A 12,915-nucleotide genomic window follows, 5' to 3' on the forward strand; every position below is an offset into this window, starting at 1 on the left:
CATCAAGAAGTTAGAGGCTCATCGAGTTTATGCCAGCGGTCTTGAATTTGTAGCAAATGAGAGGGCTAGCGAGGAGCTCGACGCCGCAGGTTATTTTTGCTTCCCGTATCCTAGCCGGTAAAAAAAGTGGAGCTTGAGGGCTTTAACGCCTAGTTCGGCCTTTCTACTCGAAAGGTAGCAGTTTAGCAGGAATTACAGAAGAATCGTTTCAGCTTATTGAGTCAGAACTCAATGAAAGCCCAAGAAAATACTAGACGGACTGAGTCCGTCAGAATTGAACTCAAAGTAGCAGCGTAGCCAGTCAGTCTGAATCAGTTAGGAAATATTCTTTAATGCTTTTAATTTTCAGGATGGTCTTGCTGCAATTTTCACCTAACAGCTAATGTAACATTGTTTATGTTCACAATTTTTTAGAGTCGTGCTAGGTTTTCCCCACGATGATCACCGAGCGAGAAAATAGTACCCCTGAACGTATACGATTAGCTGAAGAAGCAGCTTTTGAGAGAAACTGGAAACGCTGGGGGCCGTATTTGGCAGAACGTCAATGGGGCACAGTACGAGAAGATTATTCTGAGGGCGGAGATGCTTGGAATTACCTAACGCACGACCAAGCTCGAAGTCGTGCGTACCGCTGGGGGGAAGATGGTTTGCTCGGCTGGTGTGATCGGAAATCACGGATCAACTTCGCGCCAGTCCTATGGAATGGTAAAGACCCCATTTTGAAGGAGCGTCTCTTTGGCGTGAGTGGCACGCAGGGAAACCACGGTGAAGATGTGAAGGAGTGCTATTATTATCTCAACAGTACACCGACTCATTCATTCACAAGGGCTCTCTACAAGTACCCAATGAGCGAGTATCCTTATGCTGATCTGGTAGATACAAACACTCAACGCGGCCCAGATGAACCCGAGTACGGACTTGAGGACACTGGAGTGTTTGAAAATGGTGAATACTGGGACGTGGAGACGACGGTTGCCAAGGCCGGGCCGAGCGATCTTTGCTGGAGGCTTCGAGTAACTAACAATTCTGACGCTGAGCAAACGATCCACATTCTCCCGAGTGTCTGGATGCGAAACAGCTGGGCGTGGGGTGAAGACCATTTTGAATCAAAGTGGGCCAAGCCGAGTATCAAACTCGATGGTGATAGGTTGCAGCTTGAGCACTCAGATATGGGTAAATTTCATTTCTACTTGGACGAGTCAGATGGAGTGGAGCACGAGTGGCTCTTCACTGAGAATGATTCGAATCTCAAGTTGTTATTTGGTCAGCAAAACAAGGCAAAATACCAGAAAGATGCTTTCCACGAATACTTAATTAATGTTCGGAAAGATGTTGTGAATCCTGCAATGGAGGGCACCAAGGCTGCCGCTTGGATGAAGGTGACTGTGCAGCCTGGCGAGACCCAAGAAGTCCGTTGCAGGCTGATCGCGGTGGAGGATGATCACGGCCAGCGATTTGAAGATTTTGCTGAGGTTGTGGCTACCAGGGAGGCGGAGGAATCTGAGTTTTATGACTGCATGCTTCCTGAAGGTCTGAGTGAGGAAGAAAGCCGTGTGGCGATTCAAGGGTATGCTGGGCTTTTATGGTCTAAGCAGTTTTACTATTACATCGTTAAGTACTGGTTAGAGGGCGACAACGGTGTTGATAACGCGACTCCTGCTAGATTGGAGGGACGCAATAAAGATTGGCGGCACATGTTTGCTCGCGATATTTTATCCATGCCAGACAAGTGGGAATACCCATGGTTTGCAAGCTGGGATAGCGCGTTCCATATGGTGGCATTTGCTAGGCTCGACCCAGATTTTGCTAAGAAGCAGTTGTTGTTGTTTCTTCGGGAGTGGTATCTGCACCCGAACGGCCAAATCCCTGCCTACGAGTGGAGCTTTTCTGATGTCAATCCGCCCGTGCATGCATGGGGAGTATGGCAGCTTCATAAGTCTATGGAAATGAATGGTATTGAGGATTTGGAATGGCTGGAGAAAGCAGTTCAAAAACTTAGTCTCAATTTCACTTGGTGGGTAAATCGTAAGGATGTGGATGGAAACCACTTGTTTGCTGGAGGTTTCCTAGGGCTCGATAATATTGGAGTTTTTGATCGCTCGCAGGAACTGGGTGAAGGGGCGCACATTTTGCAAGCAGACGGAACCGCTTGGATGGGTGGATTTTGCTCACAAATGCTAGAAATGTGCCTAAAGCTTGCGGAGACACGTCCAGCCTACGAGGACATGGCGTCTAAGTATTTTGAGCATTTCGTGCGTATCGCTCGCGCAATGAATGAGGAATATGGCCGTGGACTTTGGTGCGAGGAAGATGGATTCTATTACGATCACTTGGTTCTGAAAACGGGTGAAAAAATCCCGATGAAGGTGCGTTCGATGGTTGGTTTGCTTACTATGATGGGGGTAGCAGAGATCGATATGAAGAAGGTCGAAAAGATGCCAGGATTCAAAAAACGCCTAGATTGGTTCATTGAGAATCGCCCAGACCTAGCTGAATACACAAGTTATTGTGATAAACATCGAGCTGACAAAGAGTCGCGACTTCTAATGCTGCCTCTGCGTGATCGTTTCGAAAAACTTCTTGAGAGGATGTTAGATGAGGATGAATTTCTCTCAGACTACGGACTTCGTTCACTCTCGAAGGATCATAAAGATCATCCGTACAGCATTGTCTGGAAGGGTGAAAAACACACTGTGAGTTATGTGCCTGGTGAGTCAGATGGCTATATGTTTGGTGGAAATTCGAACTGGCGTGGGCCAATTTGGTTTCCGGTAAACTATATTATCATCACTTCATTGAGAAAATATCAGCATTTCTATGGTGATAAATTCCAAGTGGAATTTCCCAAGGGATCAGGAGTGATGATGAGCCTAGGCGAGGTCGCTGACCAAATTAGTGACCGCCTCGTAAGTATGTTTTTACCGAAAGCGTGTGGATGTCGGCCGGCATTGAGCAAGATGAAAAAATATTGCCAAGGTCAAGAATGGCAGGATCTAGTCCTCTTCCATGAGTATTTCCATGGAGATACAGGTCAGGGATTAGGTGCCAGCCATCAAACCGGCTGGACAGCTCTCGCGGTCAAGCTAATGCGTGATCGGGTAAGACACGGATTGAGCAAGGAATGAGAGGGCTGAACGTTGCACCTTCAGCGTGACTTCAGCTATGGTTTGATGAGCATTTTCGCCCCGAATACGAGTAGTGTGATGCCAAATATGCGTGTGAGTGTGGTGGACTGAAGGCTCTGCATCAGTTCTGATCCCCACCAGGAAGCCGCTGCAGCACCAGTTGCAGCACAGAGCACAATGCGCCAGTCTATGAGCCCGGCCTTAGCATTGTTGGTTGTGGCGACGAGTGCTGTGATGATGATGATGGCAAGTGAGGTTGCAATTGCTTGTTTGTGCTCAATCCCTAACAGTTGAGAGAATGCGGGAACCATTACAATCCCTCCACCTATGCCACACAGAGCACCGAGGAGCCCAGCTGCAGCTCCGACTGAAAGGCTAATGATGAGGGCTTTGATCATCTATTTGCGTTTTTGCTTTGCTGAACTAATCAGCTCGACAACTAGGCGATGAAGCACGATGCGGTGGTCTAAGCTGGAGCTCACAAGCGCGTGATCAGCTTGGAGACAAGATTCCATGGATTTTCTTAAGGCTGGGAATGGGAATGCCTGAGCATCCTTAGCAGCGAGAAAGAGTGGGTAGACATTGACACCACCGGCCTTTTTCTGTGGAAGCCAAGCACGTTCCATTACTGGAAGGCGGTTGAGGGCGTCTGCGAATCCATTGTAGTTATGCAATGGGAGTTTTGTGTTCTCTCCAGCGGCGCGGGCCATAAAAAGGTTACGTATAGTTGGTATCAAAGATGCGCGAAGTATGGCGATGGCTGACTCTCCTCTGTCTAGTTGTTGGTCGATAAGTTCGAGCGCTCTTGCCTCATCTCGGCGTTGAAGAGCACGGCCAACCTCGAAGACTAGCCCAGCACGTGAGAGGGGGACCATCTTGCGAATATCGTCTAGTTCTACAGTACGACGGTCTTTCCCAAGAAAGAGGTCGAGCTTATTGATCTCAACTTTGATCTGCCGTGTGTCTTCACCGGCGAGCATGACAAAGAGCTCGATCGCATCGCTAGTGAAGTTGAGGCCGAGCTCTTTGGCACGTTTTTGTACCATGATACCAACCTGTTCCTGCCAGCCGTCCTTTGAGGTGTCGAGTTTGTTGTGTTCTTGAAGAGTCGCGTTGTCTTTAGCCCATTTATAGAAGCTTCTACGTTTGTCGATTCCTGTGGCAGACAAGATGAAGATGCAGTCATCAGCCAGACCAGCGCTGAGGGTTTCTTTGATGGCTTCGACTCCGAGCTTAGCGCGTTCGGCCTCACTGGTTCTATCAGAGCCCATGAAAGTAGCTCGCTTGAGCCATACGACTTTGCCTCCACCAAAGAACGGCAGAGTTTGTAGCGCCTGAATAGTTTCGTGAGAGATGTCGTGGGCATGCTCAGCGTTGTCAGCATTGCCGTCAATGATGTCATTGGCGAAGTCGCCGCCTTCTGCAGGTTTGAGCTTGTTGAAGAGTTTTAGAGCTGCCTCAGCGCAGGCTCCGTCGTCAGTGCCGTAGATGACGTAAATATTGTTAGCTGACATTGTTAGTCAAGGATGTACTCCAGCAGTATCGACTGAAGGCTAGTGTAAAAATGGTAACGAATGATCGCAGCTTTTAGGCTAGGATCTTCAAATTCGATGCTTTGTTCATCATCTGCTAGGTCGTCATATTTGCTGACCTCGAAACGTTCTTCTAGTGAGAGTCTTGCTTGGTTGATAGCTCCGAACCAGGTGTTAGCCTCTTCAGGTTTTATGAAGAGTGATCCGGTGAGGTCCTGAGCTTTTTCGGCGGTGCTGATAGCGCGGGAGACGTGAATGATTTGGCTGCTAAATTGGTCTGCTAGCTCGGGGGTGATTAGCTCAGTCCAGTCTTCGTCAGCTGCCATAAAGAGGGCCAATTTATCAGCTAAAGGCTCATCAGGCATCTGACTAGCGTCAGTGCAGATCATTTCTAAAACCAACCAATCAGTGGCGTTTTCAGCATCTATCCGCAAGCTGCGGTCAAGTGTGGGTGCAACTCTCATTTGGCTTTTTGGATAGTAGCTTTGAGTTGGTGGCTGTGAAGTTGCTGCACGTAATGCTCAGCTTGTTCTTTCTCACCGGTCCAGACAATCGATTTTCCTGCATTGTGGACCTCTAACATGAGTTGCTCGGCTTGTGATTTGTTATAACCAAAGACGCGCTTCAAAATAAGGGTGACGTAGGCCATGAGATTCACTGGGTCGTCAAAGATAACAACGGACCAGGGAGTGGATGTCTGGATGGTTGTTTTCGTCTGAAAGTCGGTGCTGGTTGATTCCAATCGCATTTGTTGAACATGATGCATTGCCAGATGGTTTGCATCAACTAGGAAGTTGAAGGAAAATAAAAAGCCACTACGGCGCAAGGCGGTAGTGGCTTTAGAGAAGAGAGTGCGTTTACTTTGATTGCTCCAACATGCGGATGATGGGAGCTTCAGCGCGCTGTCGAATTTCTTCGGGCATTTCAACGGTTGGGCTGAGATCGCGAAGGCAATTGCGGAGTTTCTCCAGCGTGTTCATCTTCATGAAATGGCAGTCGTTACATGCGCACTTGTCTGTAGGGCCTGCGATGAGGTTTTTATCAGGAGCCTCTTTCTGCAAGCGGTGCAGCATTCCAGACTCTGTAACAACGATGATGTCTTTAACTGTTGCGTTCTGGCAGTAAGAAATCATTTTTTCCGTAGAGCAAACTTCGTCAGCAAGCATGCGCACAGCAGTGGTGCACTCAGGGTGAGCAACAACGAGGGCATTTGGGTGTTTAGCCTTGATTGAGTTGATTGAGTTCTGAGTGAACTCGACGTGGACATAACAAGAGCCCTGCCACAGATCCATCTTGCGGCCTGTTTGCTCCATCACCCATGCACCCAAGTTTGCGTCAGGGACGAACAAAATAGGGCGATCAGCAGGGGCTTTGTTGACGATGTTAATAGCATTGCCAGAGGTGACAATAACGTCGCAGAGTGCTTTGACGCCGCCTGAACAGTTGATGTAGGCGATGACGTAATAGTTCTTCTCCTTGTTAGCATCCAGAAATGCTGCCAAATCGTCAGCTGGGCAGGATTCCTCGAGTGAGCACCCGGCGTCTGCGTCAGGTAGAGTGACTGTCTTGTTCGGGTTGAGAATCTTAGCGGTCTCAGCCATGAAATGAACGCCGCAGAATGCGATGACGTCACAGTCCGTGGCTTGGGCTTTGTAGGCGAGGCCGAGTGAGTCGCCGACGTAGTCTGCGATATCTTGGATTTCACCCACTTGGTAGTTGTGTGCGAGGATGACGGCATTGCGCTCTTTTTTGAGGCGCAAGATCTCTTCTCTGAGGTCGATAGCAGTTGTGGCCATGAATTTGGATCGTTGTAGAAAGGGAAAACGGACAGCCCCTTTGGAGGGTGTCCGTTTGAAATATTTAGATGTCTGGATCTAGTTGGTGGTCTGGCCCAGAGCCGGGCGTTTCAGCTGTGCTTATGCGCGAGCTGGCTTCTCCTTTTTTACTGGAGCAGAGGCAGCTGGTTTAGCGGCTGCTGGAGTAGCCGCGGCAGCAGGAGCGCCAACAGTGGACTTACCGACAAAGATAGCCCCAGCTTCGATAGAAAGCGTTGCAGCCTTGATGTCTCCAACAAGTTCTGCGTTGGCTTTGAGCTCTACACGATCAGCAACAGTGATGTTGCCGTGTACTTTACCGTAGATAACAACTGAACGAGTACGAATCTCTGCACGAACACGTGCATTTTCGCCGACTGTGAGAGAACCGTCAGAGTCGATCTCACCTTCGATCTTGCCGTCGACTACGAGATCGTTAGTGAAGCGAACTTGGCCTTTGATTTCGACATCAGAGCTGAGCATGTTGCGGCCGCTGCCTGCAGCAATTTGCGAGGTGTTGGCCTGCTGAGGGCGTTTCTCAGAAATTGGCTGCTGGTCGCTCTGTGGTCGAGAAGTCGTTGAGGTAGATGATGAGCTAGCAGACGCAGTAAAATCTTGGCTATTAGCGCTAGGAGTCGGGGCACCTTGTGCAGGGGTGCCTTCGTTTTGGTTGCTGATATATTTTTTGAATACAGACACGGCTGGTATTTAATTTATGATAGTTTTAAATGAGTTCTTCAGTTGGTTGAAGATGGCGAGAGGAATAATTTGGGCTACACTACAGACTACTCAGGGACTTGTGAACTTTTATCGTTTTTCTCCTCAATGGCGGGAGATTCTGTTGCTGGAGCTTCTGTTGCTGGAGCTTCTGGTGCTGGAGCTTCTGGTGGAGTGATTTGCGCAGTGTCCGTAGGAGTTGGCGACTCAGAAGTGGCATCCGGAGTAGTTGGTGCAACAGGAGCGATCTTTTTCTCTACTTCTGTCGGGGCAGCAGCATTGATGAAGCGGAGTCGTTTGTTCGCCATTGCTTGATAAGGGGAGAACTTAGTGATGCTGTCGATGTCAGAGGGATTGTCTGAAATGAGGTTGGTCACGGCTATGTAGTACTCTTTGGCTCGTTCAGTCTCACCTTTTTGTTGCGCAATGTCTCCAAGCCCGATTTGGGCAGCAGGGGAGATGTGCTCAGCATTTTCCATGTCGAGCACTGCTGAGAGTTGTGCTTCAGCTTCAGTTAGGTTGCCTTCATTGAGAAGCAGTAGACCTAACCGTGTCGTTGCTGATGAAATAGCAGCGTGCTGAGGGTAGGTTGCAGTGAATTCGCGAAGGGCGCTGATGGCGTCTTCAGTTGATTCGGTTCCCTCGATGTCAGCGATGAGTAGTGCGGCTGCACCAGCAGATGTGGTGTTGCCATGCGCTGAAACCACGGCTTGTAATTCCGTTTTGTCTGTTGCGGATGTGAGGGCTTCACCAGCTTGGGCGTTGAGCATGTCGGTGTAGCCCTTGTAGCCTACGTAGCTTAAAATACCCAAGAAAATGGCGATGGCAGCAGTGATGATGAGCTTCTGGTTTTCATCGAGGAAAACTTCAAACTTTGATGGGCCGTGATCGATTTCGGCAATAGGTGTTGGTGTATCGTCCATTTGTTGTGCGTGTGTTAAGGATCTGAGGGCGGTCTTGCAAGAAAGAAAGCCGGATCAGAGAAGGAAAATGATGGAGTGACTGGCTTATTCTTTATGAGCCTTGGGTATTTGAGTTGAAATTACTGTGGTTTGAGTTAGATCGTTTCAAGCAATCACATCCATTTAAGCGGATCTTCTTATGAATTCTAAACTAAAACTGGCCCACTTATATGGCATTGTAGACTTGGGCTATGTGGCCGTGGAAAGCGCAACGACTGTGGCTAAGTCGCTGCTTGATGGAGGTGCTGGAGTTATCCAACTTCGGGCGAAGGGTAGAGAGTTGGATGAAATTCTCGAATTGGCGAAGAAGTTGAAGCCGATTTGCCGCGAAGCTGGCGTGCCATTCATTGTGAATGATTTCGCAGAAGTTGCGTTCGAAGTCGGAGCCGACGGAGTGCATATCGGCCAAGATGATGGAAGTCTTTCTGATGTGCGTGATGTGGTGGGTGAAAGGATGATAGTAGGGAGGTCGACTCACTCACTAGAGCAGGCCAAAGAGGCTTTGTTGGAAGGTTTTGATTATATCGGTTTTGGCCCACTTTTTCCAACTCCGACAAAGGTTGGTCGAGCAGGCATTGGGGTGGAAAATGTGGAGTTGGTGCAGTCGACTGTTGGTCAGGAGATCCCGGTATTCTGCATAGGCGGAATTCACCGTGGTAATTTGGCTGGCGTTCAGAAGGCTGGAGCGCAACGAGTTGTCATCGTTTCAGATGTCCTCAAGGCTGAGAATGTGACCGAGGCCGCGCGTGAAATTGTAACTCAGCTCAGAAAATAAGAATTTATGAAAAAGAAATCAGTAATAGTCGGCGGAACTATAGCGATCGATAACGTCAAGACTCCCTCTGCGGAAGAGAGTAATTTGCTGGGTGGTTCAGCATCCTACGCATCACTAGCCTCTAGCTACTATCACGACTCCGTGAACTTGGTGGGAATCATCGGGCGCGACTATCCTGAGGACTATCTTGAGATGCTTTCGTCACATGGTGTCGACCTCGCTGGTGTCGAGCGCTCTGAAGGTGCGTCGTTCACTTGGACTGGTGAGTACATGGAGAACATGAATGATCGTGAGACGCATGCTGCGTCCCTGAATGTGCTCGAAGGTTGGGAAGTGAAGGTTCCTAGCGCTATTTCTGAAAGTCAGATTGTTGTTCTCGCTAACATGTCACCGGAGAATCAGTTGCAAATGCTCGATGCTTGTACTGCTTCGAATCGGTATGTGATCGCTGACACCATGGATCTTTGGATCGCTATGGCTAATGATAAGCTACATGAGGTTCTTACGATGATTGACTTACTTGTTATAAATGAGTCTGAAGCCCGTGAGTTTGCTCAGGTGTCTAACTTAGTGTTGGCTGGTCAGCGCTTGCTCGAAAAAGGGCCAGGTCATGTTATTATCAAGCTCGGTGAATTTGGTGCAATGTTGTTCGCCAAAGATGGTTCTTTATTTCGTTGCCCAGCTTGGCCACTGCGAGAAGTTGTTGATCCAACTGGCGCAGGAGATTCATTCCTCGGGGGGATGGCTGGTTACTTGGCTAGCCTCGACACGCTTGAGTTTGGTTTCGATCAGCTCCGTCAGGCGATGGTGCGTGGCACTGTGGCTGCTAGCTTCACGTGTGAAGCGTTCTCTACAAATCGATTGCAATCAGCAACGCGCGCAGACCTTGATGCTAGGATGGAGCAGCTAAGAGAAATCTCTAGCTGGTAGGAAACAAAAATATTTTAAGGTCTCACTTTTGAATGTAATGGTGGGATCTTTTTTTTGCATATTAAAGTGATTATTGAGCCTCACCTTTGAGGTGTGGAATCGCTTCTAAGAGTCGCTTGGTGTAGGTGTGCTCAGGTTTGTTGAATACGCGTTCGGAATCGCCGTATTCAACGATTTTTCCTTCAGACATGACTGCTATATTGTCTGCTATATAGCGTACAACTGAGAGGTCATGAGAGATGAAAATCATTGTGAGGTTGAGGTCTCCGCGAAGGTCTAACAGGAGATTCAGTATCTGTGACTGAATGGAGACGTCTAGGGCTGAAACTGGTTCATCGGCAATAATGAGCTTTGGTTCAGGTGCCAAAGCACGAGCGATAGCAATTCTTTGGCGTTGGCCGCCTGAGAATTCATGTGGATATTTCTGTATGAATGAGGGGTTTAGTCCACAGCGCTCCATTAGAGCGACAACAGCTTCGGTGAGCTTAGTTTTGTCTTTCTTGAGTTCTGGGTGACGCTGGGTGATGGCTTCCGAAAGGGTGGAGAATACAGTCATGCGCGGGTTAAGGGATGCGAATGGGTCTTGAAAAATCATTTGAAAATCGAGCCGGCGCTTACGTATTTCTTTTTTCGGCAGGGTAGTGAGGTTGATATCTTCCAGAACGATCTCTCCTTCAGTGGAGGGAATGAGCTGCATGATAGTGCGTGAAAGAGTGGACTTACCACATCCTGATTCACCAACGAGACCAAGGATTTCACCGTCTGCAATGGAGAGCGAGACCCCATTCACGGCTTTGACCGTGTCCACCTGCTTGGCGAAAATGAAGCCTTTTTTTATGGAGAAATGTGTTTTGACGTCTTTGAGGTCGAGCATAATTTTTATTTGGCTGCGCCAAAGTCTCTGGTCAATAGTCAAGAGTCATTGGGCTCGATGGGATTCGTGACTAGGCCTGTTGGTTTTTACTTATTACGCTATTTAGGCAATGAGTTTACCTAGGTGATTGGCGCTTGAGAGTTGATAGCTTAGTAGCTGCGCCCCCAGATTGCTCGGGTTTTGGTTGCTTCCTTAGTTAGGATACAAGGGGCTAAGTCAGCACCTGTTAGGTCTAGCGGGAGGCAACGAATCGCGATTTTGTGTTTCTTGCTGAGAGCTTCTTCTTCCTCTCTGGTGCCAGCCCACGGGGTAACTAGCCACCCTGGGAATTCGCCTTCCCAGTGTTTCTCAAATATTTCGAGATCGGAGCAATCCTGCGTGTTAGAGTCGCGGAATGTTGTGGCGCGCTCGAGAAGAGAGTCTTGGATTTCTTGAAGAGTGTTCTCTACATTCTGTAGGAAGTCTTCTTTAGCTAGGAAGGTTTTCTCGTTAGATGCTCGGTCGCGGCGCTGCAGACAGACCTTGCGGCTTTCTAAATCACGAGGTCCAATCTCTATGCGTATTGGTGCGCCTTTTTTTACCCAATCCCACTTCTTGCCTCGCACATCACGCTTGTCGACAAGGACGCGGAGAGGTTCACCGTGGAAGTGTTTGTTGCGTAGAGTTTGAGCGAGAGCTTCGCTGGCATCGATCACTGCATCGCGGGTGTTTTCTTTTGGTGTGACTGGTATGATTACGATTTGTTCGGATGCAACACGTGGTGGCATAACTAGTCCATCGTCGTCAGAGTGTGCCATGATGAGTGTGCCTATTAGGCGTGTAGATACGCCCCATGAGGTAGTCCAAGCATGCTGAACTGAACCGTCGCGGCCAGTGAACGAGATGTCTTGGACCTTGGAGAAGTTTTGTCCAAGGAAGTGGGATGTGCCAGCTTGAATTGCCTTTTTGTCCTGGACCATGGCTTCCACAGTGAGTGTCATGTCTGCGCCAGGGAATCGCTCGGCTTCTGACTTTTCGCCGGGAATGGTAGGTATAGCGAGGTGCTCGCGAAGAAATTTCTCGTAGATGGCATGCATCTGATGAGTTTCATCGAGTGCTTCTTGCTTGGTCTCGTGGGCGGTGTGCCCTTCTTGCCAGAGAAATTCAGCTGTGCGAAGGAACATGCGTGTGCGCATTTCCCAGCGCATGACATTTGCCCATTGGTTGATGAGTAGTGGGAGATCTCTGTAGGATTCGGTCCAGCGGGCGAAGGCAGCTCCGATGATGGTCTCTGAAGTAGGCCGGATAACGTATGGCTCAGTTAATTTGCCGGCCGGCTCCATTTTTGTGGTGCCATCATCTAGCTTGCTTGCCTCTAGCCGGTGGTGAGTGACGACCGCGCATTCGGTAGCAAATCCCTCAGCGCATTCAGCTTCTTTTTCAAAATGGGAAAGAGGGATGAGGAGTGGGAAGTAGGCGTTCTGGTGGCCAGTTTGCTTGAAGTATTTATCAAGCTGTTGCTGAATGTTTTCCCAGAGCGCGTAGCCCCAAGGCTTGATGATCATGCATCCACGCGTTTCTGAGTTCTCTGCTAAGTCAGCTCCTTTGATGACTTGCTGGTACCATTCTGGGAAGTCTTCAGAGCGTGTTGGTTGAATCGCTGTTTTCGCTTGCTTGGCCATATGCACGAAGGTTTAGCGGTGGAATAGCATTTTCGCAAGAGTGGATAAGACTGATTTCAAATATAGCTAGCAAGTGATAATGATTCATCTGACTAGATCTTTCATGTTTTTATACTCGCCAAATGGGGCTGGACTCCGTTAGGAATAAAGGAAGTCCTATTACCTATGAAAAAATCCAAACTCAAAAGGCTGTTTTCGATGGCCGCTCTTGTAGCACTTTCTGTGACTGGTTCCTTGTACGCCCAAGCTGGAAAAGTGAAGGTCTCGGATCCTAAATTTGATGACCTCAAGTCACCTAAAGTGGGTGGAAATACAATCAGTAAGAGTTGGGACGCCAAGGACTGGCTTGAAGCAGAAGTGAAATTTAAGGTGGAAATGCCAAGGACATACAAGCAAAAGTTTGTCGATAGCGTAACAGTGAAATGGTATGTGGCAATTAAGAATCCTGCTGGATCAGGTTATGCTCTCATCGAAAAAGAAGTGGAACATGTGAATGTGCCAGTGGGTGAGGAAGTTTATTCAGTG

At 48.6% G+C, this 12,915-nt stretch carries 13 protein-coding genes; 4 read left to right on the plus strand and 9 right to left on the minus strand.

The window, feature by feature from the left end; all coding sequences use genetic code 11:
* Positions 1-437 precede the first annotated feature (437 nt).
* Positions 438-3,125 (plus strand): glucosidase, encoded by a 2,688-nt coding sequence (locus tag ABGY95_RS01595; RefSeq protein WP_347439927.1) that lies wholly within the window; start codon positions 438-440, stop codon positions 3,123-3,125.
* Between the two features lie 35 nt (positions 3,126-3,160).
* Here ABGY95_RS01595 and ABGY95_RS01600 read toward each other — a convergent pair whose 3' ends face one another.
* The 7 genes from ABGY95_RS01600 to ABGY95_RS01630 all read right to left on the minus strand — a co-directional run bounded on the left by ABGY95_RS01600 (position 3,161) and on the right by ABGY95_RS01630 (position 8,111).
* On the minus strand, positions 3,161-3,523 hold the full coding sequence (locus ABGY95_RS01600; RefSeq protein ID WP_347439928.1) for a sulfite exporter TauE/SafE family protein: 363 nt from the start codon (positions 3,521-3,523) through the stop codon (positions 3,161-3,163).
* Complete coding sequence (holA, locus tag ABGY95_RS01605; RefSeq protein ID WP_347439929.1) at positions 3,524-4,639, minus strand: DNA polymerase III subunit delta; 1,116 nt, start codon at positions 4,637-4,639, stop codon at positions 3,524-3,526.
* A gap of 2 nt (positions 4,640-4,641) precedes the next feature.
* Positions 4,642-5,121 carry a DUF2017 family protein gene (locus tag ABGY95_RS01610; protein WP_347439930.1) on the minus strand — a complete coding sequence of 160 codons (480 nt, stop codon included), beginning with the start codon at positions 5,119-5,121 and terminating at the stop codon, positions 4,642-4,644.
* A complete protein-coding gene (gene clpS, locus ABGY95_RS01615) occupies positions 5,118-5,405 on the minus strand; it encodes an ATP-dependent Clp protease adapter ClpS (protein WP_347439931.1) in 288 nt (95 codons plus the stop codon). Before clpS ends, ABGY95_RS01610 begins: the two co-directional genes overlap by 4 nt.
* A gap of 109 nt (positions 5,406-5,514) precedes the next feature.
* A complete protein-coding gene (gene nadA / locus ABGY95_RS01620) occupies positions 5,515-6,453 on the minus strand; it encodes a quinolinate synthase NadA (protein ID WP_347439932.1) in 939 nt (312 codons plus the stop codon).
* Positions 6,454-6,573: 120 nt separating this feature from the next.
* Positions 6,574-7,170, minus strand: coding sequence for a polymer-forming cytoskeletal protein (locus ABGY95_RS01625; protein ID WP_347439933.1), 597 nt, complete (start codon positions 7,168-7,170; stop codon positions 6,574-6,576).
* A gap of 86 nt (positions 7,171-7,256) precedes the next feature.
* A complete protein-coding gene (locus ABGY95_RS01630; protein WP_347439934.1) occupies positions 7,257-8,111 on the minus strand; it encodes a tetratricopeptide repeat protein in 855 nt (284 codons plus the stop codon).
* Positions 8,112-8,289: 178 nt separating this feature from the next.
* Here ABGY95_RS01630 and thiE point away from each other — a divergent pair, with 178 nt between their 5' ends.
* A complete protein-coding gene (gene thiE / locus ABGY95_RS01635; protein WP_347439935.1) occupies positions 8,290-8,925 on the plus strand; it encodes a thiamine phosphate synthase in 636 nt (211 codons plus the stop codon).
* 6 nt (positions 8,926-8,931) lie between these two features.
* The gene (locus tag ABGY95_RS01640; protein ID WP_347439936.1) at positions 8,932-9,855 is read left to right on the plus strand and encodes a PfkB family carbohydrate kinase; all 924 of its coding nucleotides are present in this window, start codon (positions 8,932-8,934) and stop codon (positions 9,853-9,855) included.
* A gap of 70 nt (positions 9,856-9,925) precedes the next feature.
* Here the strand turns inward: ABGY95_RS01640 and ABGY95_RS01645 are convergent, their stop codons facing one another.
* A complete protein-coding gene (locus ABGY95_RS01645) occupies positions 9,926-10,729 on the minus strand; it encodes an ATP-binding cassette domain-containing protein (protein WP_347439937.1) in 804 nt (267 codons plus the stop codon).
* A 149-nt stretch (positions 10,730-10,878) separates the two neighbouring features.
* Complete coding sequence (proS, locus tag ABGY95_RS01650) at positions 10,879-12,390, minus strand: proline--tRNA ligase (RefSeq protein WP_347439938.1); 1,512 nt, start codon at positions 12,388-12,390, stop codon at positions 10,879-10,881.
* Positions 12,391-12,555: 165 nt separating this feature from the next.
* On the opposite strand from proS, the gene ABGY95_RS01655 reads away from it, so the two are divergent.
* The coding region (locus tag ABGY95_RS01655) for an Amuc_1102 family pilus-like protein (protein WP_347439939.1) at positions 12,556-12,915 on the plus strand (360 nt) is incomplete at its 3' end.

The organism is Rubritalea sp., from assembly GCF_039830215.1.
Taxonomy (GTDB): domain Bacteria; phylum Verrucomicrobiota; class Verrucomicrobiia; order Verrucomicrobiales; family Akkermansiaceae; genus Rubritalea.